The following is a 26,245-nucleotide window of genomic DNA, read 5'->3' on the forward strand; positions in this document are numbered from 1 at the left end:
TCAATATGTAACAATACATCACAGGAATTAGGGAGTATAACTCTTACTCTTGTTAACAGACCAATTTTTTCTCCTAATCATTCTTCTTGTTGTAAGAACTGTATAGAAGCTGGCTGAGGACTGTACACACAAGGTATGATAATTAAAGATTGATGAAAGAGAGAACTGAGTTGTGACAGAAACAATGGCTTTTAATTTCCAAAATATTACGCCGGACTTAATAATGGATGCTTTGATGCAGTCTGGTTTGTATGTTGATTCTGGCTTAACTGAATTGAATAGCTATGAGAACCGAGTTTATCAGTTTATGGATGAAAACCGTAAACGTTATGTCGTGAAATTTTATCGTCCTCAACGCTGGAGCCAGCAGCAAATTCGGGAGGAACATGAGTTTGCACTGGCCTTGCAGCAAGCAGATTTACCGGTTGCTGCGCCAATGGTTATTGATGGACAGACGGTATTGGAGCATGGCGGGTTCTTTTTTGCCATTTTTCCTAGCGTAGGTGGACGGCAGTATGAAGCTGATAATTTTGAACAGTTGGAAGATGTAGGGCGATTGTTGGGTAAAATACATCAAGTCGGTTACCAGAAAACATTTTCTGCCCGTCCAACTATCAGTCTCAATGAATATTTATACCAGCCATATCAATATTTGGCAGAATGCGATCTCATCCCCGACAGACGCAGAGCCGCTTTCCTTACTGCACTGGATGAATTGAACAAGGCTGTGGAAGCACAATGGAATGTTGATTGGCAGGTATTGCGGCTGCATGGCGATTGTCATGCTGGTAATATCCTGTGGCGTGATGAGGCGTGGTTCGTCGATCTTGATGATGCCCGCAATGGCCCGGCTATTCAGGACTTATGGATGTTACTTAATGGTTCACGGCAGGAAAGATGGATCCAATTGGATATCCTGCTTGAATCATATGGCCAATTTGCAGAGTTTGACTTGAAAACACTGGCGTTGATAGAGCCACTGCGGGCAATGCGGATGGTCTATTATCTGGCATGGGTTGCTCGTCGCTGGCAAGATCCGGCTTTTCCAAAAGCGTTTCCGTGGATGGCTGATGGTGACTTCTGGCATAAGCAGATAAATCTTTTTTCTGAACAAATCCAGTTGTTGCAGGAACCACCCTTACAGTTAACCCCGATGTATTAATTTTTCTGGAGAACACGATGAAAAAATTTTGGTTCGCATTGGTGGGAGTGTTTATGGCATTTAATGCCAGCGCTTCTGGCTTCTCTGAAGGCAAGCAATATGTTGCATTAAAAGATCCTGTTGCGGATCAACCTCAGGTTTTAGAGTTTTTCTCTTTTTATTGTCCACACTGTTACCAGTTTGAAAATATTTATCATGTGCCTGGTACGATTCAGAAAAACCTGCCTGCTGGCGTTACCCATGAACGTTATCATGTCGATTTTCTGGGTCCTTTGGGTAAAGATCTGACAGATGCCTGGGCTGTTGCTATCGTAATGAAAGTACAGGATAAAGTAGCGCCGATTCTGTTTGATGGTATCCAGAAAACTCAGACTATCATCTCTAAGGCTGATATCCGTAATGCTTTTATCAAAGCAGGTGTTCCTGGTGAAGAATATGATGCAGCATTAAATAGTTTCATAGTGAAATCTGTGGCAGCTAAAGAACGCCAGGCGGCTCAAGCTTTGCAACTGCAAGGTGTTCCGGCAACTTTCGTCAATGGTAAATATATGATTAACAATGGCGGAATGGATGTTAAATCTGCGCAGGATTATGCCAAACAATATTCTGATGTTGTGAATTATCTGGTAACAAAAAAATAGGCCGTCACTATTAATATAAAATGATACAAGTATTGTGCCTGTTACTATAAGACTGGCACAATACTTGCTAAAAACCGCCTTTCATAACATAAACTCCGGTTATATCCACAAGTCAGTGATTTGTAAGTAGTTGCAATACTTTCATAATATTTGACGTAATTCATTGATTTTTACTCTCAGTTATTCCTTTTTAACATGGATAAACATAAATCTGTTTTATGTGCCAATTTTTTGTGCACAAAGTTATCCACAATTTATTTATCAGAATATTTGTCAGGACATATAGAGGACATAGGTAACAGAACGAGAAAATTATCGCAAAATTCGTCTATGACTGCACAGTATGGCATTCTATTCTTTATTCATACTACAGAACGACGAAGACAATTTTATGGTACAGATAGCAGATAATCCCCTGATTTTGGTTGATGGTTCTTCATACCTTTATCGTGCATACCATGCTTTCCCTCCTCTGACAAACAGTGCAGGCGAACCGACAGGCGCCATGTATGGTGTACTGAATATGCTGCGCAGTTTAATCCTGCAATATAAGCCTAGCCATGTGGCGGTTGTATTTGACGCCAAAGGTAAGACGTTCCGTGATGAATTATTTGCTGAATATAAATCTCATCGTCCATCGATGCCGGATGACTTACGTGAGCAGATTGAGCCGCTGCATAAAATGGTCAAGGCAATGGGACTGCCAATTTTGGTTGTGCCGGGGGTTGAGGCAGATGACGTCATTGGTACATTGGCGTTGCAGGCAGAAAAAGAGGGGCATTCCGTTTTGATCAGCACAGGCGATAAAGATATGGCTCAGTTAGTGACGCCTAATATCACGCTGATCAACACCATGACTAACACCATTTTGGGACCGGATGAAGTCATTGAAAAGTATGGTATTCCGCCGGAATTAATTATCGATTTCCTTGCATTGATGGGGGATTCTTCCGATAACATTCCGGGTGTACCGGGGGTTGGAGAGAAAACGGCACTGGGATTGTTACAGGGCATCGGTGGATTGAATGAGATCTACGCCAGACTTGATGAGATTGTGACACTCAGTTTCCGTGGTGCAAAAACGCTGGCTGGAAAAATGGAGCAGCATAAAGAAGTTGCTTACCTCTCTTATCAGTTGGCGACCATTAAAACCGACGTTGAGCTGGATAAAACCTGTCTGGATCTTACGGTTTCCGCACCGGATAACGATGAATTATTGGCGCTGTTCGGTCACTATGAATTTAAACGCTGGTTGAGCGTTGTACAAAATGGCAGTTGGTTAGAAAGCCGTCCGTCAGAGAAAAGCGGGCAAAAGCCAACAACCAGCACGACAAACAAATCCACCGCAGCCGTAGCGAATATTTCTCCCGAAAGCTACCAGACTATCCTTGATCAGAAATCTCTTGATGAATGGGTTGGGAAACTGAAACAGGCACCCGTATTTTCGTTTGATACTGAAACAGACGGACTTGATACTTTAACTGCCAATCTGATTGGAATGTCTTTTGCTGTTGCAGTGCCCCAATCTTCAAAAGGGGAATCCAGTGTTGAAGCCGCTTATCTGCCGTTGGGACACGATTATCTGGACGCGCCACAACAGTTGGATTTGCATGAAGTGCTTACGGCCTTGAAACCGCTGTTGGAAGATGCCAACCTGCCGAAGATTGGTCAGAATCTGAAATTTGATCGTGGTGTACTGGAACGCCACGGTGTGGCATTGAATGGTATTGTTTTTGATACGATGCTGGAATCGTATGTCCTGAACAGTGTCGCAGGACGGCATGATATGGACAGCCTTGCTGAGCGTCATTTGGGATATAAAACCACGACTTTTGAAGAAATTGCGGGCAAGGGTAAAAAACAGCTTACTTTTAACCAGATTCCACTGGAAGAGGCGGCAAAATATGCTGCGGAAGATGCAGATATTACCTTGCGGTTGCATCAGGCTATGTATCCACAACTAGAAAATGTGCCGGCACTGAAAAAAGTTTTCCAGGACATCGAAATGCCGTTGATTCCTGTACTTTCTCGCATGGAACGGACAGGCGTTTTGATCGATGCTAATACGTTAGCGGAACATTCGAAAAAGATTACGGCACGTTTACTCGAACTGGAAAAAGCCGCTTATGCATTGGCTGAAGAAGAGTTCAATCTTGCTTCACCTAAACAATTGCAGGTCATCTTGTTTGAAAAAATGAATCTGCCTGTTTTGAAAAAAACGCCAAATGGTGCTCCCTCCACGAATGAAGAAGTGCTGGAAGAGCTGGCAGAAGATCACGAGTTACCAAGAATTATTTTGGAACACCGTGGGCTGGCAAAACTGAAATCGACTTATACCGATAAATTGCCGCTGATGGTCAGTCCACTGACTCAACGGGTTCACACCTCTTATCATCAGGCAGTGACAGCAACCGGGCGTCTCTCTTCCCGTGATCCTAACCTGCAAAATATTCCTGTTCGTAATGAAGAAGGGCGACGTATTCGCCAGGCCTTTATTGCACCAGAGGGTTATCGCATCATGGCTGCGGATTATTCGCAGATTGAGTTGCGGATTATGGCGCATTTATCACAGGATAAGGGATTATTGGATGCTTTCGCACAAGGCAAAGACATTCACCGTGCTACGGCCGCAGAAGTTTTTGGTGTGCCACTGGAGCAAGTTACCAGCGAACAGCGCCGCAGCGCGAAAGCAATTAACTTTGGTCTGATTTATGGCATGAGTTCGTTTGGTTTGTCCCGTCAATTGGGTATTTCGCGTGGGGAAGCTCAGCGTTATATGGAACTCTATTTTGAGCGTTATCCGGGTGTACGGGAATATATGGACCGCACTCGTCAACAGGCTGCTGAGAACGGATTTGTTGAGACACTGGAAGGCCGTCGTCTGTATCTGCCAGATATCAAATCGCGCAATGCCATGCGTCGTAAGGCTTCTGAGCGTGAGGCCATTAATGCCCCGATGCAGGGAACGGCAGCAGATATTATCAAATTGGCTATGATAGCGGTGGATGACTGGATCGTCACTGCACAACCGAATGTGCGTATGATTATGCAGGTTCATGATGAATTGGTGTTTGAAGTACATGAATCAGAGCTGGTTATCGCGGAACAGAAAATCAGAGAGTTGATGGAGAAAAGTATGCAGCTTGGTGTCCCTCTGAAAGTTGATGTGGGGGTCGGGGAGAATTGGGATCAGGCTCACTAATCTTTAATTGAATAATTTTTATGAAAGCCACAGTGCATTTAATGCACTGTGGCTTTCTTTATTATACTGTGAAGGGGCGTGAGACAAGAATTTTGATCAGATTTGAGATTAGATCCAGATCCCACAAATATGTAATTAAACTACAAGAAAAATGGTGTAATGACAGAGATTGATCACATAATTGTGGCTAAATCGAGGTATTTATTGAAAATTAATTACAAAAAAATCTTTTGTTGATAAAAAAAATAGGGTAAAGTTATCGGCGTAGGGTACAGAGGTAAGATGTTCTATCTTTCAGACCTTTTACTTCACGTAATCGGATTTAGCTGAATATTAGCTGCCCCAGTCATCTCTTTTGACTGGGGCGTTTTTTTATGCGTGATTTACGATTGTTGCAGAAGATGAGAAGGGAAAAGGTGGAAATGACTTCACTTCAAAATTACTTCACTTCAATAGTGGGCTGGCTGAACCAGCTATTAAGTTTCTGTTCAAGTTGGTCTATGCCGATTTTTTTCAGAACAGAGAAATTCTCGATCTGAATATCGCCTTCCAGCCTAGCCAATTCCTGACGTACTTTGTTTAATTGGCTCTTGCGTGCCCCTGATGCCAGTTTATCGGCTTTGGTCAGTAGTATCATGACTGGCACCTGCATCACGACGGCCCATTCAATCATTTGCCTATCCAGATCTTTGAGTGGATGACGAATATCCATCAATACCACCAGCCCCTGTAGGCATTCACGTTTCTGGAGATATTCGCCCAATGCTCTCTGCCACTTGAGTTTCATTTCTTCCGGTACTTGTGCATAGCCATAACCCGGTAAGTCAACGAGGCGTATGCCTTCTTCCACCTCAAACAGGTTAATCAATTGAGTTCGTCCGGGAGTTTTACTGGTACGGGCAAGGCTCTTTTGCCGGGTCAGTGCATTCAGTGCACTGGATTTACCGGCATTTGACCGACCGGCAAACGCGACCTCAATGCCCACATCTTGAGGCAGGTGGCGAATGTCAGGTGCACTCGTGACAAAGTGGGTCATATGATAGTTGTAGTTCTTGATGGTCAAAATGGTTATCTCCCTGCGGAATACACAAAAAAAACAGCGCGGTGATTATACCGAGAGCAACGGCTTGTGGACAGGTGTAACTTTATCGTGATGTTTCTATTACGACATATTTTTACTTTTTGACTGAAATTATTTTTGCCTAACGTAGTAAAGAATATTCTGCAACTTTTTCCTGCCTAATATGTATGAAAGAACACCAAGATAGACGCTATTCCAAAAATAAACTCTACCCAAAATATGAGAATATAATATCTATTTAGATAGATATTCTTTAGCAAAACTCATAATTGCTCGTAAAAGTTGGTAAATCTTTGCAACTTAGCGCTATAGGGAATTACACTTAATGAGTTTTATGGGTTTTGTTATTGACCTCAAGAATAAAGGAACCATCAATGTTTAAACGTATTTTTGTGTCGCTTATGACGGCATGTGCTATCAGTGTGATGGCTGCTCCAGCATTGGCTGCTGAAACTCACGTGAAGCTGGTGACATCAGCAGGTGAAATAGAGCTTGAACTGGATAGCAATAAGGCACCGATTACCACAAAGAATTTCGTTGAGTATGTGAATGAGGGTTTTTATAACAATACGATTTTCCATCGCGTTATTCCCGGTTTCATGATCCAGGGAGGGGGATTTACAAAAGATATGAAACAGAAAGTAACCAAAGCCCCAATCAAAAATGAAGCTGATAATGGATTACGTAACTTGCGTGGAACAATTGCAATGGCGCGCACCGCAGATAAGGATAGTGCAACCAGTCAGTTTTTTATTAATGTGACTGATAATGCTTTTCTTGACCACGGTCAGCGTGATTTCGGCTATGCCGTCTTTGGTAAGGTAGTGAAAGGGATGGATGTGGTTGACAAAATTTCTCAAGTCAAAACAGAAAATGTTGGGCCTTACCAAAATGTTCCTGTGAAACCGATTGTGATCCTTTCTGCAAAGGTTGTTTCCCAATAACCTTGATGAGAAAACCCCTTTTTTTACCTGAAAAATAGAGAATGAGACGGTATTGGCCTGTTATTACACTTTTTGAAGTTTCAGGGTTTTTAAAGTGCCGTCTCCCTTTCTCACTCCTCTATCGTTTTCACACGAAAAAGATCTCACTGTGAATATGTGCCGCTGTCTGGCGGTAATCCCTGCCCCTATTTTAAAAATGCCTATGTGGTATGATGACAGTCCCGCTACCGTTGGTGCTGCTTTACCTAATTTTACCGTGATACAGAACGCATAATGTCCGATAGGACAACGCAATATATAAAACTATAAAAATCAGTAGGATGAACTCCTATGTTATTAATAATAGATAACTACGACTCTTTTACATTCAATTTATATCAATATTTTTGTGAGTTAGGGACGAGTGTTTTAGTTAAGCGTAATGATGAATTACAGCTTGAAGATATCGAGAAATTGGCACCGACTCATTTAGTGATCTCTCCGGGGCCTTGTACACCAGATGAATCAGGGATCTCACTGGAAGCCATTTCGCATTTTGCCGGGAAATTGCCAATTCTTGGGGTGTGTCTCGGACATCAGGCGATTGGCCAGGCTTTTGGCGCGAGTGTTGTTAAAGCCCGTGAGGTGATGCACGGAAAAACCAGTTTAATTCACCATAACCAGCAAGGTGTATTTAAGGGCTTGAATCGTCCGCTGACAGTGACCCGTTATCACTCTTTGGTCATCGCCGCAGAAACGTTACCTGCTTCCTTTGAAGTTACAGCATGGAGCCAGCATGATGGTAATGTGGATGAAATAATGGGAATACGCCACCGTACTCTCCCCTTGGAAGGCGTGCAGTTCCATCCGGAAAGCATCCTGAGTGAACAAGGGCATGAACTGTTGAATAATTTTCTTAAATATTAACGAAGAACGATTTAATCTTTCTTTTGGCTGTTGTTTCCGGCCATTTTTTACGAAGCACCTGTGGGCAGGTTATATGACTAAATGATGCACCAGCGGGTTTCATTTTGTTAAGGATGAGAAAAGCTGGAGGAAGGAAAGCAAAAAGCCAGTGCTCTATGGGCTGCACTGGCCTAATTCAAGCGCAATTTCAGGAATTAGCGGGTTCCATAAACGACAATCGTTTTGCCGTGCGCAGAGATCAGGTTTTGATCTTCCAGCATTTTCAGAATGCGGCCGACTGTTTCACGGGAGCATCCGACAATCTGCCCAATTTCCTGACGTGTAATTTTGATTTGCATACCATCAGGATGGGTCATTGCATCAGGCTGTTTGGCCAGATTGAGCAATGTCTGTGCAATACGACCTGTCACATCCAGAAATGCCAGGTTTCCGACTTTTTCCGATGTTGTTTGTAAGCGGCTTGCCATCTGAGCGGATAAACGCATCAGAATGTCAGGATTAACCTGAATTAACTGGCGAAATTTCTTATAGGAAATTTCAGCCACTTCACAGGCGCTCTTAGCCCGCACCCATGCAGTACGCTCTTGCCCTTCTTCAAACAATCCAAGTTCACCAATGAAATCCCCCTGATTTAAATAAGAGAGGATCATTTCTTTACCTTCTTCATCTTTTATTAGAACAGCAACTGAACCTTTAACAATGTAGTAAAGCGTTTCTGCTTTCTCGCCTTGATGAATAAGCGTGCTCTTGGATGGATATTTGTGAATATGGCAGTGTGACAAAAACCATTCAAGAGTAGGGTCTGTTTGTGGCTTGCCGAGAACCATTCGCTTTATCCTCTGTTGTTATTTCCGCCTTTATGTTCTGAGAAACTGACAGTTTCTCATCAGGCCGGCTTTATAAAGTCAATAGATTAACATATTAACTTGCTGAAAAACCGACAAGTAAGAATTTTATATAGGTTTATAAGGATGCTAACATATTGGTGTAGTTATCCAGCCTCATAAAACCTGCCAGCTTCGCTTGTAACTCTGTTTGTAACACAGGAAAACTTTTCTGTCTTCTCCTGTATCGCTTCAGCATATAAAACCAGTTAATAAATTACCAGAAATCTGTTTGCAGAATACCATTTACTACATTTTCATTTATAAGTGGGTGAATAGTTAGTGTTTTGTCACAGGTAACATTATTTTTTGTTACCTGTGTTATTGATAATTAACTTGTGCTTAATTCAGGAAATTTTTTTGCCTTCCAGTAATTGTTGAACTAACGGAGCCATAATTAACTCCATTGCCAGTCCCATTTTTCCACCTGGAACGACGATAGTATTTATACTGGAAATAAACGAACCCTGAAGCATGGCCAGTAAATAAGGGAAATCGATTTGGCTCAGACCACGGAAGCGGATGACGATAAAACTTTCGTCCAGAGAAGGGATAGCTTTGGCGGAAAAGGGGTTGGAGGTATCAACAGTAGGAACGCGTTGAAAGTTGATGTGAGTGCGGGAAAACTGTGGCGTAATATAGCGAATATAATCATCCATTGAACGAACCACGGAATCCATAACCGCTTCCCTTGAATGCCCGCGTTCACTGGTATCACGAATGAGCTTTTGTATCCATTCAAGATTGACGATGGGGACAACACCAATTAGCAGATCAACTAATTCGGCGACATTGTATTGCGGTGTGACAACACCACCATGTAACCCTTCATAAAACAGCATATCGGTGTTTGATGGTAGTGATTCCCAGGGTGTGAATGTACCCGGTACTTGGTTGTAGGGAACAGCTTCATCATAAGTATGCAGATATTTCCGCCAGCGGCCAGTACCTGTTTCCCCATATTCAAAGAATGTCTTCTCCAGCATATGGAAATCATTCGCTTCTGGCCCGAAGTAACTGATGTGCCTGCCTTGTTCTTTCGCTTTACGTATTTCTGCGTCCATTTCAGGGCGGGTATAACGGTGGAAACTATCCCCTTCGATAAGTGCGGCAGTGATGCCGAGTTGTTGGAAAATCTTGCGAAATGCCACACTGGTGGTTGTCGTTCCGGCTCCGCTAGAGCCGGTTATGGCAATGACAGGGTGTTTGGCAGACATAAGAAACAGACTCCTTATCATAAAAATTGGGATGATCGTTCTCGCGATCAGCAGTATCAGGCCAATAAAACAAACAGATGTTGAATGAAATGCTATTGAGCCGGAAATGATATGAAACTATGGACGGAACATCTCCTTAGGCATGATATTGACAGTCTCATGCAATTCAGACCAGACCAGCAGGGCTTCACCCCGCTCAAGCTGGCGTTTTACATCCTGTACTTTTTGTTCCAATGTTTTTTCGCGTTCACCGTAGTCGGTGCCTTCCCGCAAGACAAAACTTTCGATCAAGCTGAGTAGAGTATCGGGTTCTACTTGTTGCCACGGGATAATCATTGTGGTCGCTCCATATCACATTATATTAGCTGCTGGTATTGCTTAGTTTTGAGGTTGTTTTTGAGTTTAACTTTCATTGTTAACTGGCCTTGTATGTTAAATAACATACTGCTATTTTCTTGGAAAGGAAATGTCAATAATTGAGGGATAAAGCACGTCATGACCGCCAGCCTGATATTCTCACTTAGCACATTTATGTTTATCTCCGCAATCACGCCCGGCCCGAACAATATGTTACTGACATCATCTGGTGCCAACTTTGGGTTCCGCCGCTCGTTAATACTATTGTTGGGGATTGTTCTTGGGATGCAATCTGTCCTGTTGTTGTCTGCTTTTGGTATTGCGGCGTTACTGCTGGTGTATCCGGCCATACACACCGGATTGAAGGTGCTCGGTAGCCTGTATTTACTGTGGCTGGCCTGGAAGACGGTGACGGCACAATACAAACGGCTGGAGGCTACACAATCCCTTGGGATACCCATTAAAGGTCATCAAGGCTGGTTATTGCAGTTTTTGAACCCGAAAGCATGGATGATGGGGTTAGGGGCTATCAGCAGCTACAGTTTAGCAGGGGATTTATATATCCATTCCATTCTGGTCATCAGCGTGGTGATGCTATTGTGTAATACAGTCACCGGAATGGTATGGCTTATTTTGGGCGCTATGATTGGCCGTCTGTTAAAAAGCCGCACCGCATGGTTTACTTTCAATATCGTGATGGGGCTTTTGACCGCGGCTTGTGTACCATTGATCTGGGTGAGCTGAATCAGCTTAAGTCAATGTCCTTGCTGCCAAAGAAAAATGTCAGCATAAAGCCGCTGATATACGAAACAATTAGCCCTGCACCGTATACTGCCATGCCCATGAAAATGCCTGTCTGGGATGTTATTAAGGGCAGGGCAACTACACCGGAGGGGCCGAAAACCGTATTTAGGCCGACGGGCAATCCACACCAGGCAATCAGGCCGATAAAAAAACCACCAACAGCACCACCAAAACAGGCGGTAACGAAAGGTTTGATGCGAGGCAATGTTACACCATAAATCAAGGGCTCACCGATCCCCAAAAAGCCCGGTATGATAGCTCCTTTGATTTGAGTGCGTAGCAACGAATCTTTTTTGGCTCTGATATATAGCGCCAGCGCAGAGCCTACTTGCCCTGCTCCTGCCATTGCCAGAATCGGAAACAGGGAATTAAACCCTTGTGTTTCTACCAGAGCAAAATAGACTGGCACAAACCCCTGATGTACACCGAACATCACAGCGATCAAGAACAGCCCCGCCAAAATGGCTGTACCGAATGGATTACCATTTAGGTTAGTGAAAAGCCATGACATTGCTGCAAACAGATAACTGCCTATTGGCATAATCACAATAAAAGTAACCGCGCCCATAACAAGCAGCGTGATAGCAGAGGTCAGGATCATGTCCAGGTCAGCAGGCATGATCTTACGGATCTGCTTCTCAACCCAGGCTCCCAGAATACAGGCAATCAATACCCCGATAATATTTCCCCGTGGATCGATGGGAAAGCCAAAGAAATTGTTGATACCAGAATAAAAGCCGCTGAGGGAGTCAGGGTTGTAACCCAAAATAAACAGGGAAGCGATGATGGCCCCATTAACGCCTGAACCGCCAAAAGCCTTCTGAGCGTTGTAACCAATCAAGATACTGAAGAAAGTGAACATTCCTTTGCTGAAAATTTTCATATAGCCGATCATTTCAACCAATACAGCGTTAAGTTGTGTAACACCCTGAATGAAAATTTGCTCCAGCAGAGTGGCAAGGCCTAATAGTAGACCAACAGCGATAAATCCGGGGATCAGAGGAGTAAAAATGGTAGCAAATTTGGTAAGGAATTTATGGATTGAACGGGTTTGTTTCTCTTTGAGGTGTTTTTTATTGGAAGAGGCAATCTCTTTCAAATTTGCCGAGTGATGTTTTGTTGAAAGATGTTCAGAGGCCGGATGCTCAGCAGAACTTAATAGTTCATTCATCATCTCCGCTGCTGTTTGAGCCTTACCGGGGCCAAGGACAATCTGGAGTTGTTCATGACTTTCAATGACCCCCAGAACGTCGGGAATTAGCTTCAGTTTAGCCTTATCGACCAGCGAATTATCACGTAACGTCAATCTCAGACGAGTCATACAGTTGCCACTATGTATGACATTACTTGTTCCACCAATAGCGTGAAGAATTTCAACCAGCATATCTGAATTAATTTTAGTCACGTACCACCCCTGCGGTTTATCTTCCACAAAGAAAAAGTAATGATTATCGAGCAGTTGAAATCGCTGACCGGATGAACCCTTGATGTTCTGTTAATAATATTCTGGCTTCTTCGGCACTGAGCCCCGATAGAATCATCACAATTGCAGTTTTGCAGTGACCGTTACAGGCGTTCAGGGCTTGTTCAGCCGTCTCCCTGCTGCACTCAGTAGCAGCCATGACAATATTTTTTTGTCGTTCAACTAACTTAGCATTAGTGGCTTCCACATCCACCATCAAATTGCCATATACCTTACCAGTACGGATCATGGCTCCTGTCGTGATCATATTCAGCACCAGTTTTTGCGCTGTACCTGCTTTCATACGGGAGGAACCTGTTACAACTTCTGGCCCGACAATGGGAGTGATAGCGATATCAGCCAGTTGGGTCATCGGACTGTCAGGGTTGCAACTGATACAAGCGACAGTTGCTCCTACTGATTTAGCATATTCCATTGCTCCCAACACGTAAGGTGTCCGGCCACTGGCGGCAATTCCGACCAGCACATCTTTTTCATTAAAGTGTAGTACCTTAAGATCATCTGCGCCTGGTTGCCGATTATCTTCCGCATTTTCGACGGCTTTGAAAATGGCTTGATGCCCGCCAGCAATTAAACCGACCACTTGTTCCGGTTTGGTGCCGTAGGTTGGCGGACATTCGCTGGCATCCAAAATCCCTAATCGACCTGATGTTCCTGCTCCGCTATAGATTAAGCGTCCACCCTGACGTAAAGCTTCTGCAACTTTATCAACGACAAGAGCAACCTGAGGTAGTATCTGCTCAACTGCAACGGCGACTTTTTTGTCTTCATCATTGATAACGCGGAGCATATCGAGTGTTGATAACTCATCAATATGAGTACTGGCGGGGTTACGGCTTTCAGTCACCAGATTATTCAGATCGATTTTCATCATTTTTTCCTGCTACATGTGATGGAATGATTTTAGGTAATTCATAAATACTGAATTATCGCATTGATCACATAATATAACTTTCATCTTTCAGACTGTTTTTTTATTTACTTTGTCCATTCAGAGTAATCGTAAACACCATATTCATAAAGAATTGATGATTTGCCTGATAAAGAAAAGTGATTATTTTCTTAAATATCTCATCCATTGGTTAATGGCATCAGGCTAACTTATGAGACATTCATATTTCCTATTCCTTTCCAAGTAGTCGCTGAATCGGCATTCAAGAAAATCTTAACTCTTTTGATGAGCTGCCACATATGTTGGCAACAATGGTTTCGGGTTACCGTTTTTGTTGGCCTTTGAAGTACCAGTCTGAGCCGATCTTCGGGTTAAAGTGTATATCTACCTTGTTTTTACAGAAAAACCGATACAGGGTACTGATTGAAATCTTCACATTAGCTATTTTTTTGATTTGTAATACGAAAAGATCAAGGCTCCAACGAGAGCGGACATACCTGAATTAATCAATGGTTTTAAAGCCGCTTAGCTAATATTTCATTGAGTGATTATCTTAATGTTCAATCGATACTTTCCTTTATACGAAAATTCCAGCATGTTTTACCTGTGCAATAATATGTAAATACAGAATGTTCCTATATCCAAAAAATTAGAAACTTGAAATAAGGATAGGTATATTATATAGGTAATATTACTCTAAAAATAAGTTTTTATAAAAGTTGTGTTTTACTCGGATTTTGATAATTAAACCTTTTGTAATTTATTTTCTTCTAATGGGTTATAAATTATATTACGTAGATGGATGTATTTTAAGATTAACACGTGATAAGCGTTAAATATGAATTAGTGATAAAGAATGGATGGATTTTGTTATAAGAATACATGAATAAACTATGGGTTGTGTCATTATACGAGTAAACTAGTTTGATATGCTTTTCTTAGTTTTTATTATTAATTTGTGTGATTAAAACACTATAGTAAATCTTTTGCTAATTGTATCCTTATTAATTAACTAACATTTCACTGGTTAACATTTTGACCAGTAGTCTCGATAAAACCTTTGGCGAAACGCTAAGTTAAAATGCTATCACCATGAATCTGTAATGTTTTGTTTTTATTCACAACCATTGGGCGAAAGAACATGGATATACGCAATCTTGAAGCTTTCATCGTTTTGGCTGAGACTCTTAATTATCATAAGGCTTCAGAGAAACTTTACCTTTCTCAGCCTGCTTTGACGAAAAAAATACATGGTCTGGAAGGTATTCTGGGGGCTTCATTATTCAGAAGGGGGCCAAGTGGAACAAGATTAACAGATTTTGGGCAGAAGACGTTGGAAAATGCCAGGAAGTTTTTAATGCATTATGAACAGTTTAAAAGTCAGGTACAGTCTGATTCAAAAAGGGAACTTGTCAGGCACCTATATGTTGGTTCCTGTTTTTCCACTCATAACTATTCGCAAATAGAAAAGCAGCTTGCAGGGAAGAAAGGGAATGTTGTGCTGGCTTTGATGACAGGATTGTCAGTTGAGCAGCAGATTAGTTTGTTGAATGTGGGAATGCTCCATGTAGCTGTAGTGCCATTGGTGGCTGTGACACAGTTAGAGCCGAAAAAAACTTTTACTGAAAAATTGGTTTATATCTTTAGAAAAAGGAGTCAATTGATATCTAAATTTAGAACAGAAAACAGCAAGTCTAAGCATAAGAATTTTCTGAGCAGTTCGTCGGGAAAAAAAGAGGTGATTGACCTGAATGATTGTCTGAATGTCTTTCCTGTTTATACTGGTGATAATATGAGTTTGTTATTAAAAACAAATGATATCATGTTAATTATGGAGATGATTACAAAGAGTGGTACTTATGCCTGTGTACCTAAAAGGATGATTGCTGCAATTCCTGATTATTATATGAATTTGTTAGAAATTATTGAAACTGATAAGAAGATAGATTTAGGTGTAGTATGGGGCAAGTCAATAGATGATGATTTGATTGATGATGCCGAAAGTTTTTCTGCATTGGTGGCCAATCTGTAAAATAATTTTATAAGTGATCAGTGAATTATTCTATTGTTATACTTAATATATTCTGTTATGAAATCAGATTTAAATCATAAATGATAAGGCCGTTTTCGTTAAGGAACATAGAATGTTTATTAGAATTACTGATGTCTTACAATTATAGAAATACTTTTTAATTAAATGAGTTATCATTTTTAAGGTCAGTAAGATAATTCATTTTAGATGAACTCCTTTTATTATTTGTGCACATAATATGTATTGGGAATACATAGTCAGTTTAGGGGGCTTGCGATATAAAGTATGATTACCGGGTATTGAATTAAAACATCCGGTAATCATTGCCTGGAAATAATTGAATGGTAATAAACTTACTGATTGATGTTAAATGTTTCTGTCATTTTTTCAAGTTGCTCTTGAATATCTAACCATTCCATTTCAATATCTTCCAGTCTGGATTTAGTCTTTATTTGTTGATGCAAGCATTCCGTTAATTCAGTTTTACGCTCACTTTCATATATTGTGTTATCTGAAAGTTTTTCTTCTAAACTTGCCAAGTTTGTACTTAAATTTTCCATCTCTTTTTCGAGCACTGTGAGTTGTTTACGCAATGGTTGCGTTTGGCTACGGAATTCTGCTTCACGCCGTTTTTGATCTTTGCGTTCTTGTGCACTGTAATTTTGAATGTTATTTACAGAATTATCTATACCGGGAGCTGTTTTTTCCTTTTCCTGATTTTCACGCCACTGTTGACGTTGTAATTCTGTCAGCCATTGTTGGTAATCTTCCAAATCACCTTTGAAAGGTTCTACTTTGCCATCATGTACCAGATAGAGTTCATCTGTCGTGGAACGCAATAAGTGTCTGTCGTGCGATACCACGACAAGAGCGCCATCGAAATCGATCAGGGCTTCAGTCAATGCTTGTCTCATGTCGAGATCAAGGTGGTTGGTCGGTTCATCCAACAACAGAAGGTTCGGACGTTGCCAGACAATCAGCGCCAGCACCAATCGGGCTTTTTCTCCTCCTGAGAAACGCACAGTTGGATCGGTCACTTGGTCACCTTTGAAACCAAAACCACCAAGATAATCTCTTAACTGTTGTTCTGTTTCCTGAGGAGCAAGTTTGGCTAAATGTTGTAAAGGAGATTCATCTGCGCGAAGGTATTCCAACTGATGTTGTGCAAAATATCCTAGCTTGATGCCCTTGGCTAAGGAAATCTCCCCTTGTTGTGGAATGAGTTCCCCTGCCAGTAATTTTATCAGGGTTGATTTACCCGCACCGTTACGACCCAACAAGCCAATTCGTGAGCCCGGAACCAAATTTAATTTGATTGAGTTCAGTACCGTTTTATCTTCATATCCGGCACTGACTTTTTCCATAATTAATAGTGGATTTGGCAGGCTGTCTGGCTGGCGGAAACTGAAACGGAATGGGTTATCAACATGAGCAGGCGCAATCAACTCCATTCGCTCCAGCATTTTGATTCGGCTTTGAGCTTGTTTTGCCTTGGAAGCTTTCGCACGAAAACGATCAATGTAGCTTTGCAAATGCGCTACTTTTTCTTGCTGGCTTTGGTATGTAGCTTGTTGTTGGGCGAGTTTGGCTGCTCGTTGCCGTTCAAAAGAAGAGTAATTGCCCGTGTATTCAAATAAGCTCTGCTGTTCAATGTGCAGGACTTTATCAATGATTGGATCGAGGAAATCTCTATCGTGCGATATCAGGATTAAAGTACCTGTATAGTTTTTCAGCCATTTTTCGAGCCAGATTACAGCATCCAGATCAAGATGGTTGGTGGGTTCATCGAGCAACAATAGCTCAGAACGACAAATCAGCGCCTGAGCCAGATTAAGTCGCATACGCCAGCCACCGGAAAATGAACGGACAGGTTGCTCCAGTTGGGCCTGAGAGAATCCCAGCCCATGCAGTAAACTGGATGCACGGGCACGAATTGTCCATGCCTGAATAGTATCGAGCAAGCCGTGAAGGTGTGCAATGGCATGACCATCATTCTGTTCGTTGGCAATTCGCAGTTTCTGTTCCAGTTGGCGGAATTCACGATCACCATCGATCACATATTCCAGAGCCGAAATCTCCAGAGCTGGCGTTTCCTGATTCACCCAAGCTAAAGCCCAATTGTTGGGAAATGTTACAGAGCCACTTTCAGTTTGTAGTTCACCTTTCAGTAATGAGAGTAGGGTTGATTTACCACAACCATTTTTACCAACTAATCCCACTTTTTGGCCGGGATTGATGGTTGCGTTGGCATTATCCAGTAGGACGCGAATGCCACGACGGATTTGCAGAGAAGAAAAAACAATCATGATGTTGTCTGTATGGGATATGTTAAGTTAATGACATTATATATATTCGTTTTGATAGCTTGGCGTGCATGGTAGCGGAAAATAGGCGGTCTGACACGTCCTGGGAGGGAACTGATGTTATTGTCATCTAACAGGGTGATATGAGCGAAGTGAAACGACTGCGTAAAACATTAATCAGGTTAGGGATTCATCCGCATCAGGCATGAACAGCAATGGGGGTAAATATGTCAGTGAGTCGTAAACGTTTTATAGCAGGTGCTGTGTGCCCAAAGTGTCAGTCACAGGATACTTTGGCAATGTGGCAGGAAAACAGAGTTGATATTGTCGAGTGTGTTCACTGTGGACATCTTCAGCGGCAAACTGATGAGGCTGTAACGTCTCATGTCAGAAAGCAGGAACAAGTTATCGGCATTTTTACACCTCAATAACTCAATGTAATTACAATGGGTAACGGATAAATTTTCCCATCACTAGGTACAGTGAAGTAGAATTCCGGTACAATCAGCGGCATTTTTTTAGTCGTAACCATTTTTCCCACGTTTTTTCCTGGGTATCGTAGGAGATGTCATGAAAGTAGCAAAAGATTTGGTGGTCAGCTTGGCTTATCAAGTAAGAGCAGAAGATGGTGTTTTAGTTGATGAGTCTCCGGTGAGCGCACCGTTAGACTATCTCCATGGCCGTGGTTCCCTGATTAGCGGCTTGGAAAAAGCGCTGGAAGGTCGTGAGGCTGGTGAACGTTTTGATGTTAGCGTTGAAGCAAATGATGCGTATGGTCAGTATGATGAGAACTTAGTTCAGCGCGTATCAAAAGATGTTTTTGTTGGTGTAGAAGAGTTGCAGGTTGGTATGCGTTTCCTGGCGGATACCGATATGGGGCCTGTGCCTGTTGAAATCACCGCTTTAGAAGGTGATGAAGTTGTTGTTGATGGTAACCACATGTTGGCTGGTCAGAACCTGAAATTTAACGTTGAAATTGTAGCAATTCGTGAGGCGACAGAAGAAGAACTGGCTCATGGTCACGTACATGGACAGGATGGTTGCGGTGATCACGATCACCATCATGATCATGAAGGTCATAGCTGTTGTGGCGGTGGTTGCCATTAATCAGCGGGTTAGCTGAAAAAAGGGAAGCTGGCTAGCTTCTCTTTTTGTCGATCTTTTGGCCTTCCCTGGCAGACGATTCCCCCGATCGGATAGCCGGAATCGGCTTCAGTGGTTCTGTTTTCAGTAATGGGGTGGGGGCGTTTCTTCTGAAAGTGGTGCAATAATTGATGACTGATGAGTTTTAAGTCGTTCGGCCATTAATTTTAGCTGTTCTTTTAGTTTATCCATTTCTACTTGCTGTTTTCTGACTTCTTGATTCAACGCTTCAATGGTAAATTCCTGATAGGCCAGTTTAGTTTCCAGTTGCTCAAATCTCTGCTCAAGGCTGGATAATACCATCACTTTTTCTCCTGTCTTTAATCATGTCATTACTCGACGGAATGATTATTGTATTTAAATCGATACTATAATACTTGAAGCCTCATGCCCAAAGCCTAATAGAGAAACCTTAATGTCTAAATCTTTTGGTGAAGGTGAAAATTTTGGTGAAGTTGAAAAGTAAAATGGAGAGAAAGTGGAGAATAGGAAAGCTTTTTGTTCAATGAGTTACTTCAAGATTGTTTCAATATTTTTCAGGGCGGCGTATAGCAAATATTGTTATTGGTTTTTGTAGGCAGTTATAGTACATGTGGTTGCATGATTTTTGCTGACGGCAAACTCAGTCAAATTTATTGGAGAATAAGATGAAATCATTGTTAAAAACAACCTTACTGGCAACTACACTGGCAATGGCATTCAGTGCACCGTATACAATGGCTGCTGAAACAAAAACCAGCGATGAAGTGAAACTGAATAAGGCTTTTAAGACAGTAGAACAGCAGGATTCTTATGCATTGGGAGCTTCCATCGGTCACTATATGGAAAAATCTTTGGACGAACAGAAAGCGCTAGGTATTGATATTGATAAGTCTCAGCTTTTGGTTGGTTTTGAAGATGCCGTCAATAACAAAAGTAAACTGAATGACACAGAAATTCAGCAAGTCCTTAGTGAGTTTGATGCCAAAATTAGAGCTTCTTTACAGGCCAAGCTGGAGAAAGAGGCCAGTGAAAATAGTGAGAAAGGGGATAAATTCCGGGAGCAGTTTGCTAAGGAGGCGGGAGTTGTAAAAACGAAATCTGGTCTTCTGTATAAAATTGAGCGGGAAGGAAGTGGTAAAACACCTGCAACAAGCGATACCGTAGTTGTGAATTACAAAGGAAGTTTGATTGATGGGAAAGTGTTTGATAGCTCCTATGAACGCAAAGAGCCTCTGTCGATTCCTCTGGATAAAGTGATTCAGGGCTGGAAAGAAGGTCTTCAGCATCTGAAAAAAGGTGGAAAAATGAAATTAGTCATCCTACCTGAGTTGGCTTATGGCAAAAATGGCGTGCAAGAAATTCCAGCTAACTCAACTTTAGTCTTTGAAATTGAATTGTTGGATATTAAACCTAACGCGAAAGCAAAATAATTTTCATCGTAATTAATACATGATTTTATAACAGGGGCTATCAGGTCCCTGTTTTGTTATACTAATATTTACTTCGATTTAGTAAATTTAGTAAGTAATAAACGTAAATATAGAGAATGAATTTTTCCAATTATTATTTTATACAATATTAAATAGAATAATTTTCTCATATATCAGGTACATTTGAACATAAACGCTGTGATAACCTCTGGCAGTCTATTCAGCAAGGTCTTGACGGCAATTTAATGTAGTTTTAACGTCATTATTCTGGATAGAATACAGCGTTTTTGGAATGTTTTCTGTTAAATTGCGGTTATAATAAATCTCACTCTGATGCTTTTGGTGAGGTGAAGTCTAAGCTTGAAGGATGGTGTATTACATGTCTACCCCACTATTATCCGGTGATAAAATATCTGGTGATAACAGCGATATTGATTTACTGGAAAACCAACCGTTCAGTGAAACGGATCATGAAATTTTAAAGTCTTATGAAGCTGCTGTTGATGGCCTGGCTATGCTGATTGGTGGGCATTGTGAAATTGTTCTTCATTCACTGGAAGACCTTAAATGTTCAGCTGTCAGAATAGCTAATGGCGAACATACGGGCCGTAAAATTGGTTCTCCCATTACTGATCTGGCATTACGAATGCTGCACGATATGACGGATGAAGATGCCAGTGTTTCCAGGGCCTATTTCACACGGGCGAAAAGTGGCGCATTGATGAAATCTGTTACGATTGCGATTCGTAATCGTCAGCGTCGAGTGATTGGGCTTTTGTGTATTAATATGAATCTGGATGTTCCTTTTTCTGAAATTATTCAGACTTTTATTCCGGAAAAAACTCACGAAGTCTCTTCAAACGTCAATTTTGCTTCTTCTGTGGATGATCTGGTTGCTCAGACTCTGGAATATACTATTGAAGAGGTAAATGCTGATCGCAATGTTTCCAATAATGCGAAAAACAGGCAGGTTGTCCTGAATCTTTATGAGAAAGGTATTTTTGATATTAAAGATGCTATTAATCAGGTTGCTGATCGACTGAATATCTCCAAACATACGGTATACCTTTATATTCGCCAGTTTAAAAGTGGTGAATGTACGAGTCTGGAGAAGTAATGTCGCCACTGTCTTATTGTCTTCTGGTGACCGGGCCAGCATATGGAACTCAGCAAGCCAGTAGTGCTTATCAATTTGCTCAGGCGCTTATTGCTTCTGGCCATAAATTGCATAGCATATTTTTTTATCGTGACGGCGTTCAGAATGGCAATCGGCTGCTAGCGCCTGCTAATGATGAATTTGATCTCGTCAGAGCTTGGCAATCATTGGCTGCTCAGCACCAGTTTAATTTATCCATTTGTGTTGCGGCAGCGTTGCGACGTGGTGTTGTAGATGAACAACAGGCAAATGAACTGAATCTGGATGCTGCGAATCTGGCCAATGGGTTTGAACTCAGTGGCCTTGGTTCTCTGGCTGAGGCCATGATGCTATGTGATCGCGTGGTACAGTTTTAGGGGCATAGGCAAAAGGATATTGAGGGTAATAATGAAAAAAATCGCCTTCGTTTTTACTGAAGCTCCCCATGGGTCTTCTGCTGGTAGAGAAGGGCTGGATGCTCTACTCGCAACATCAGCATTAACAGAGCAGATGGGGGTATTCTTTATTTCTGATGGAGTATTCCAGCTACTGTCCGATCAGCAACCAGATAAAATTCTGTCACGTGACTACATTTCAACATTTAAGATTTTATCTCTGTATGATATTGATAAGTATTATATTTGCCTTGAAGACCTGATGGTTAGAGGATTTAACCCGGAAAGTCATTTTATTCTGGAGGCCGAGTTTCTCTCCGCTGTGGCCATTCGGCAAATGTTATCAGGCTATGATATTGTGTTGAAATTTTAATCTATTTTGGAGAGATAACATGTTATATACTGTTAAATGCTCACCTTACCAGGATGACTTCAATGCAATACTTGGCTTGATCACTGATGTGGATGATGTTCTGCTGATTCAGAATGGGGTATTGCTCAGTGTGAATGGTAATCGCTATTTAGCTGAGTTGATCCGCACAGGAGCCGGTATCTATGCTTTGCAGGATGATCTGGAGGCACGAGGGCTTGTTAAGCAAGTTTCAGATCGTGTACAGGTGGTAAATTATAACGGTTTTGTTAGCTTAACGGTGAAACACCAGCAAAGTTTCAGTTGGTAGATATTTCTGTATTTTGTCCGAAGATACTGCCTGTAGTATTCAGCCAGCAATAAATGACTTGCTAACTCTTTGACGACGCCGACCATAGAAAGGCTGTATATTTCTTGACACCTCGTCAAGTCAGCAATAAAATTCCGCGTCCTCTCGTTTTGTCATCATGACTGACAGAGGGTAAAATCCGTGTTTACGAAGCAAAAAACCAGGAGCTTTTTTAATAATGGCAACTATTAACCAGCTGGTTCGCAAATCTCGTAGCTCGAAAGTTGTGAAAAGCAACGTTCCTGCTCTGGAAGCTTGCCCGCAAAAACGTGGTGTATGTACTCGTGTATATACGACTACTCCAAAAAAACCAAACTCAGCACTGCGTAAAGTATGCCGTGTTCGTTTGACTAACGGTTTCGAAGTGACTTCCTATATCGGTGGTGAAGGCCACAACCTGCAGGAACACTCCGTAATCCTGATCCGTGGCGGTCGTGTTAAAGACTTGCCAGGTGTGCGTTACCACACTGTTCGCGGTGCACTGGACTGTTCCGGTGTTAAAGACCGTAAACAAGGTCGTTCTAAGTACGGTGTGAAGAAGCCGAAGGCTTAATGGTTCTCCGTTAAGTAAGGCCAAACATTTTTTACTTTAATGTCAGAATAAACTCGTAGAGTTTTGGACAACCCTGAAATTCGAAACGGAGTATTTCCATGCCACGTCGTCGTGTAATTGGTCAACGTAAAATTCTGCCAGATCCAAAGTTCGGATCTGAACTGCTGGCAAAATTTGTAAATATCCTGATGGTAGACGGTAAGAAGTCTGTCGCAGAAGCAATTGTATATGGTGCGCTTGAGACCCTGGCTCAGCGTTCTGGTAAAGATCATCTGGAAGCATTCGAGCTGGCACTGGATAATGTGCGCCCGACTGTGGAAGTTAAATCCCGTCGTGTAGGTGGTTCTACCTACCAGGTTCCAGTTGAAGTTCGTCCGGTTCGTCGTAATGCATTGGCAATGCGGTGGATCGTTGATGCTGCTCGTAAACGCGGTGATAAGTCGATGGCTCTGCGCCTGGCGAATGAATTATCTGATGCGGCTGAAAACAAAGGCGCTGCTGTTAAGAAACGTGAAGACGTTCACCGTATGGCAGAAGCTAACAAGGCGTTCGCACATTACCGTTGGTAATCCATTTTTTGTTATACCATCGGCAGTGAATATGTTCTGGGTAGCTGCTTAGCTACCCGTTCTCTAATATTGAACGAATATTGAACGCCCACGAGAGAGGAAAAAATGGCTCGTAAAACCCCTATAACTCGTTACCGTAATATCGGTATCAGCGCGCACATTGACGCGGGTAAAACCACTACCACCGAACGTATTCTGTTCTACACTGGTGTAAGCCATAAGATCGGTGAAGTTCATGATGGCGCTGCTACTATGGACTGGATGGAACAGGAGCAAGAACGTGGTATTACCATCACGTCTGCTGCGACTACCGCATTCTGGTCTGGTATGGCTAAACAGTATGAGCCACACCGTATCAACATCATCGACACCCCAGGCCACGTTGACTTCACTATTGAAGTAGAACGTTCTATGCGTGTTCTTGACGGTGCAGTAATGGTTTACTGTGCAGTTGGTGGTGTTCAGCCACAGTCTGAAACTGTATGGCGTCAGGCGAATAAATATAACGTTCCACGTATCGCGTTCGTTAACAAAATGGACCGTATGGGAGCGAACTTCCTGCGCGTTGTTGAACAGATCAAAACTCGTCTGGCTGCTAACCCTGTTCCTCTGCAATTGGCAATCGGTGCAGAAGATTCCTTCACCGGTGTTGTTGATTTGCTGAAAATGAAAGCAATCAACTGGAACGACGAAGATCAGGGTATTACCTTCGAATACGAAGATATCCCGGCTGACATGCTTGAGCAGGCTCAGGAATGGCATCAGAACCTGATTGAATCCGCAGCAGAAGCATCAGAAGAGCTGATGGATAAATACCTGGGCGGTGAAGAGCTGACTGAAGAAGAAATTAAGGCAGCTCTGCGTAAGCGTGTTCTGGCTAACGAAATTATCCTGGTTACCTGTGGTTCTGCATTTAAGAACAAAGGTGTTCAGGCAATGCTGGATGCAGTTGTCGAATATCTGCCAGCACCAACTGATGTTGAATCCATCAAAGGTATGCTGCCAGACGGTAAAGATACTCCAGCAGAACGTCATTCTAGCGATGACGAGCCATTCTCTGCTCTGGCGTTCAAAATCGCTACCGACCCATTCGTGGGTAACCTGACGTTCTTCCGTGTTTACTCTGGTGTTGTTAACTCCGGTGACACTGTACTGAACCCGGTTAAAGACAAAAAAGAACGTTTTGGCCGTATCGTTCAGATGCATGCTAACAAACGTGAAGAAATCAAAGAAGTCCGTGCAGGCGACATCGCAGCTGCTATCGGCCTGAAAGATGTCACTACAGGTGATACTCTCTGTGACCTGAACGCACCAATTATCCTGGAGCGCATGGAATTCCCAGAGCCAGTTATCTCTGTTGCTATCGAGCCAAAAACTAAAGCTGACCAAGAAAAAATGGGTATCGCTTTAGGCCGTCTGGCTCAGGAAGATCCATCATTCCGCGTGAGCAGTGATGAAGAGTCTGGTCAGACTATCATTGCCGGTATGGGTGAACTTCACCTCGACGTATTGGTTGACCGTATGCGTCGTGAATTTAACGTTGAAGCGAACGTGGGTAAACCTCAGGTTGCTTACCGTGAAACTATCCGTGCTTCTGTTGAGCAGGAAGGTAAACACGCTAAACAGTCAGGTGGTCGTGGTCAGTATGGTCATGTATGGCTGCGTATCGAACCTCTGGAAGCGGGTGGCGCTGGTTACGAATTCGCGAACGAAATCGTTGGTGGTGTTGTTCCTAAAGAATACATTCCAGGCGTCGACAAAGGCGTTCAGGAACAGCTGAAGAGCGGTGTTCTGGCTGGTTACCCAATTGTTGACGTTAAAGTTGCCCTGTTCGATGGTTCTTACCATGACGTTGACTCCTCAGAAATCGCCTTTAAAATTGCTGCATCCATGGCATTTAAAGAAGGCTTCATGAAAGCGAAACCAGTTCTGCTGGAACCTATCATGAAAGTTGAAGTGGAAACACCAGAAGACTACATGGGTGACGTCATCGGTGACTTGAACCGTCGCCGTGGTATGATCGATGGTATGGATGATGTAGCTACGGGCAAAATTGTTCGTGCTCAAGTACCATTGTCTGAAATGTTTGGTTATGCTACTGACCTGCGTTCTCAGACCCAAGGTCGTGCTTCTTACTCCATGGAGTTCTTGAAGTACAACGAAGCGCCGAGCAACGTCGCTCAGGCTATTATCGAAGCTCGTAAATCTAGATAATTTTTCGAGTTTACTATCTTTTTAGCTCCCTCATCATTTATGACGGGGGAGCGGTATTAAGGAATAGAGTCGTGTCTAAAGAAAAGTTTGAACGTTCCAAACCGCACGTTAACGTTGGTACTATCGGCCACGTTGACCACGGTAAAACTACCCTGACTGCTGCAATCACTACCGTTTTGGCGAAAACTTACGGCGGT

At 42.4% G+C, this 26,245-nt stretch carries 27 protein-coding genes; 19 read left to right on the forward strand and 8 right to left on the reverse strand.

All coding sequences use genetic code 11. The annotated features are described in order from the left end of the window. The first annotated feature begins 184 nt into the window (after positions 1-184). From Xind_RS01860 to spfP, 4 genes are all read left to right on the forward strand, one after another. Entirely contained in the window at positions 185-1,162 is a 978-nt protein-coding gene (locus Xind_RS01860) for a serine/threonine protein kinase (RefSeq protein WP_072032501.1), read from the forward strand. Between the two features lie 17 nt (positions 1,163-1,179). Then, positions 1,180-1,803 (forward strand): thiol:disulfide interchange protein DsbA, encoded by a 624-nt coding sequence (gene dsbA, locus Xind_RS01865; protein WP_047680773.1) that lies wholly within the window; start codon positions 1,180-1,182, stop codon positions 1,801-1,803. Positions 1,804-2,194: 391 nt separating this feature from the next. After that, complete coding sequence (polA, locus tag Xind_RS01870; RefSeq protein WP_187649359.1) at positions 2,195-5,005, forward strand: DNA polymerase I; 2,811 nt, start codon at positions 2,195-2,197, stop codon at positions 5,003-5,005. Positions 5,006-5,287: 282 nt separating this feature from the next. After that, positions 5,288-5,335, forward strand: a complete 48-nt coding sequence (gene spfP / locus Xind_RS24715) for a small protein SpfP (RefSeq protein WP_438361642.1) — start codon at positions 5,288-5,290, stop codon at positions 5,333-5,335. A gap of 109 nt (positions 5,336-5,444) precedes the next feature. Here the strand turns inward: spfP and yihA are convergent, their stop codons facing one another. Beyond that, complete coding sequence (gene yihA / locus Xind_RS01875; protein ID WP_187649360.1) at positions 5,445-6,068, reverse strand: ribosome biogenesis GTP-binding protein YihA/YsxC; 624 nt, start codon at positions 6,066-6,068, stop codon at positions 5,445-5,447. Positions 6,069-6,460: 392 nt separating this feature from the next. Here yihA and ppiA point away from each other — a divergent pair, with 392 nt between their 5' ends. Together ppiA and Xind_RS01885 are read left to right on the forward strand one after the other, a co-directional pair. Beyond that, a complete protein-coding gene (gene ppiA / locus Xind_RS01880) occupies positions 6,461-7,030 on the forward strand; it encodes a peptidylprolyl isomerase A (RefSeq protein ID WP_187649361.1) in 570 nt (189 codons plus the stop codon). Positions 7,031-7,360: 330 nt separating this feature from the next. Then, positions 7,361-7,936, forward strand: a complete 576-nt coding sequence (locus Xind_RS01885; RefSeq protein WP_038269479.1) for an aminodeoxychorismate synthase component II — start codon at positions 7,361-7,363, stop codon at positions 7,934-7,936. Between the two features lie 194 nt (positions 7,937-8,130). On the opposite strand, the gene crp is transcribed toward Xind_RS01885, so the two are convergent. The 3 genes from crp to Xind_RS01900 all read right to left on the reverse strand — a co-directional run bounded on the left by crp (position 8,131) and on the right by Xind_RS01900 (position 10,373). After that, positions 8,131-8,763 carry a cAMP-activated global transcriptional regulator CRP gene (gene crp / locus Xind_RS01890; RefSeq protein ID WP_004240730.1) on the reverse strand — a complete coding sequence of 211 codons (633 nt, stop codon included), beginning with the start codon at positions 8,761-8,763 and terminating at the stop codon, positions 8,131-8,133. Between the two features lie 404 nt (positions 8,764-9,167). Further along, on the reverse strand, positions 9,168-10,037 hold the full coding sequence (locus Xind_RS01895) for a phosphoribulokinase (RefSeq protein WP_047680785.1): 870 nt from the start codon (positions 10,035-10,037) through the stop codon (positions 9,168-9,170). A gap of 117 nt (positions 10,038-10,154) precedes the next feature. Continuing rightward, on the reverse strand, positions 10,155-10,373 hold the full coding sequence (locus tag Xind_RS01900; protein WP_047680788.1) for a YheU family protein: 219 nt from the start codon (positions 10,371-10,373) through the stop codon (positions 10,155-10,157). Positions 10,374-10,532: 159 nt separating this feature from the next. On the opposite strand from Xind_RS01900, the gene Xind_RS01905 reads away from it, so the two are divergent. Further along, complete coding sequence (locus tag Xind_RS01905; RefSeq protein WP_047680791.1) at positions 10,533-11,138, forward strand: LysE family translocator; 606 nt, start codon at positions 10,533-10,535, stop codon at positions 11,136-11,138. A gap of 1 nt (position 11,139) precedes the next feature. Here Xind_RS01905 and murP read toward each other — a convergent pair whose 3' ends face one another. Together murP and murQ are read right to left on the reverse strand one after the other, a co-directional pair. Beyond that, the gene (murP, locus tag Xind_RS01910; protein WP_187649362.1) at positions 11,140-12,603 is read right to left on the reverse strand and encodes a PTS N-acetylmuramic acid transporter subunit IIBC; all 1,464 of its coding nucleotides are present in this window, start codon (positions 12,601-12,603) and stop codon (positions 11,140-11,142) included. Between the two features lie 43 nt (positions 12,604-12,646). Continuing rightward, positions 12,647-13,552, reverse strand: a complete 906-nt coding sequence (murQ, locus tag Xind_RS01915; protein ID WP_187649451.1) for an N-acetylmuramic acid 6-phosphate etherase — start codon at positions 13,550-13,552, stop codon at positions 12,647-12,649. A gap of 1,162 nt (positions 13,553-14,714) precedes the next feature. Here murQ and Xind_RS01920 point away from each other — a divergent pair. After that, positions 14,715-15,605: a LysR family transcriptional regulator gene (locus Xind_RS01920; protein WP_187649363.1), complete on the forward strand. Its 891-nt coding sequence runs from the start codon at positions 14,715-14,717 to the stop codon at positions 15,603-15,605. 353 nt (positions 15,606-15,958) lie between these two features. On the opposite strand, the gene Xind_RS01925 is transcribed toward Xind_RS01920, so the two are convergent. After that, on the reverse strand, positions 15,959-17,911 hold the full coding sequence (locus tag Xind_RS01925) for an ABC transporter ATP-binding protein (RefSeq protein WP_187649364.1): 1,953 nt from the start codon (positions 17,909-17,911) through the stop codon (positions 15,959-15,961). Between the two features lie 224 nt (positions 17,912-18,135). Here Xind_RS01925 and Xind_RS01930 point away from each other — a divergent pair, with 224 nt between their 5' ends. Both Xind_RS01930 and slyD read left to right on the forward strand, forming a co-directional pair. Then, a complete protein-coding gene (locus Xind_RS01930; RefSeq protein ID WP_047680805.1) occupies positions 18,136-18,339 on the forward strand; it encodes a YheV family putative zinc ribbon protein in 204 nt (67 codons plus the stop codon). Between the two features lie 139 nt (positions 18,340-18,478). Next, positions 18,479-19,015: a peptidylprolyl isomerase gene (gene slyD, locus Xind_RS01935; RefSeq protein WP_047680807.1), complete on the forward strand. Its 537-nt coding sequence runs from the start codon at positions 18,479-18,481 to the stop codon at positions 19,013-19,015. A 120-nt stretch (positions 19,016-19,135) separates the two neighbouring features. On the opposite strand, the gene Xind_RS01940 is transcribed toward slyD, so the two are convergent. Then, positions 19,136-19,354: a SlyX family protein gene (locus tag Xind_RS01940; protein WP_047680810.1), complete on the reverse strand. Its 219-nt coding sequence runs from the start codon at positions 19,352-19,354 to the stop codon at positions 19,136-19,138. 344 nt (positions 19,355-19,698) lie between these two features. Here Xind_RS01940 and fkpA point away from each other — a divergent pair, with 344 nt between their 5' ends. From fkpA to Xind_RS01985, 9 genes are all read left to right on the forward strand, one after another. Continuing rightward, positions 19,699-20,463: an FKBP-type peptidyl-prolyl cis-trans isomerase gene (fkpA, locus tag Xind_RS01945; protein ID WP_052189469.1), complete on the forward strand. Its 765-nt coding sequence runs from the start codon at positions 19,699-19,701 to the stop codon at positions 20,461-20,463. A 379-nt stretch (positions 20,464-20,842) separates the two neighbouring features. Then, positions 20,843-21,580, forward strand: coding sequence for a helix-turn-helix transcriptional regulator (locus Xind_RS01950; RefSeq protein WP_047680813.1), 738 nt, complete (start codon positions 20,843-20,845; stop codon positions 21,578-21,580). Then, a complete protein-coding gene (gene tusD, locus Xind_RS01955; RefSeq protein ID WP_047680816.1) occupies positions 21,580-21,975 on the forward strand; it encodes a sulfurtransferase complex subunit TusD in 396 nt (131 codons plus the stop codon). Before Xind_RS01950 ends, tusD begins: the two co-directional genes overlap by 1 nt. A 31-nt stretch (positions 21,976-22,006) precedes the next feature. Continuing rightward, complete coding sequence (gene tusC, locus Xind_RS01960) at positions 22,007-22,366, forward strand: sulfurtransferase complex subunit TusC (protein ID WP_047680818.1); 360 nt, start codon at positions 22,007-22,009, stop codon at positions 22,364-22,366. 19 nt (positions 22,367-22,385) lie between these two features. Further along, on the forward strand, positions 22,386-22,673 hold the full coding sequence (gene tusB, locus Xind_RS01965; RefSeq protein ID WP_047680821.1) for a sulfurtransferase complex subunit TusB: 288 nt from the start codon (positions 22,386-22,388) through the stop codon (positions 22,671-22,673). 217 nt (positions 22,674-22,890) lie between these two features. Further along, entirely contained in the window at positions 22,891-23,265 is a 375-nt protein-coding gene (gene rpsL / locus Xind_RS01970; RefSeq protein ID WP_038269449.1) for a 30S ribosomal protein S12, read from the forward strand. Positions 23,266-23,363: 98 nt separating this feature from the next. Continuing rightward, the gene (gene rpsG / locus Xind_RS01975; RefSeq protein WP_038269448.1) at positions 23,364-23,834 is read left to right on the forward strand and encodes a 30S ribosomal protein S7; all 471 of its coding nucleotides are present in this window, start codon (positions 23,364-23,366) and stop codon (positions 23,832-23,834) included. Between the two features lie 105 nt (positions 23,835-23,939). Next, positions 23,940-26,048: an elongation factor G gene (fusA, locus tag Xind_RS01980; RefSeq protein ID WP_047680824.1), complete on the forward strand. Its 2,109-nt coding sequence runs from the start codon at positions 23,940-23,942 to the stop codon at positions 26,046-26,048. Positions 26,049-26,119: 71 nt separating this feature from the next. Continuing rightward, the coding region (locus tag Xind_RS01985; RefSeq protein ID WP_230333040.1) for a GTP-binding protein at positions 26,120-26,245 on the forward strand (126 nt) is incomplete at its 3' end.

The sequence above is a fragment of the Xenorhabdus indica genome (genome assembly GCF_014467235.1).
GTDB classification, from domain to species: Bacteria; Pseudomonadota; Gammaproteobacteria; order Enterobacterales; family Enterobacteriaceae; genus Xenorhabdus; species Xenorhabdus indica.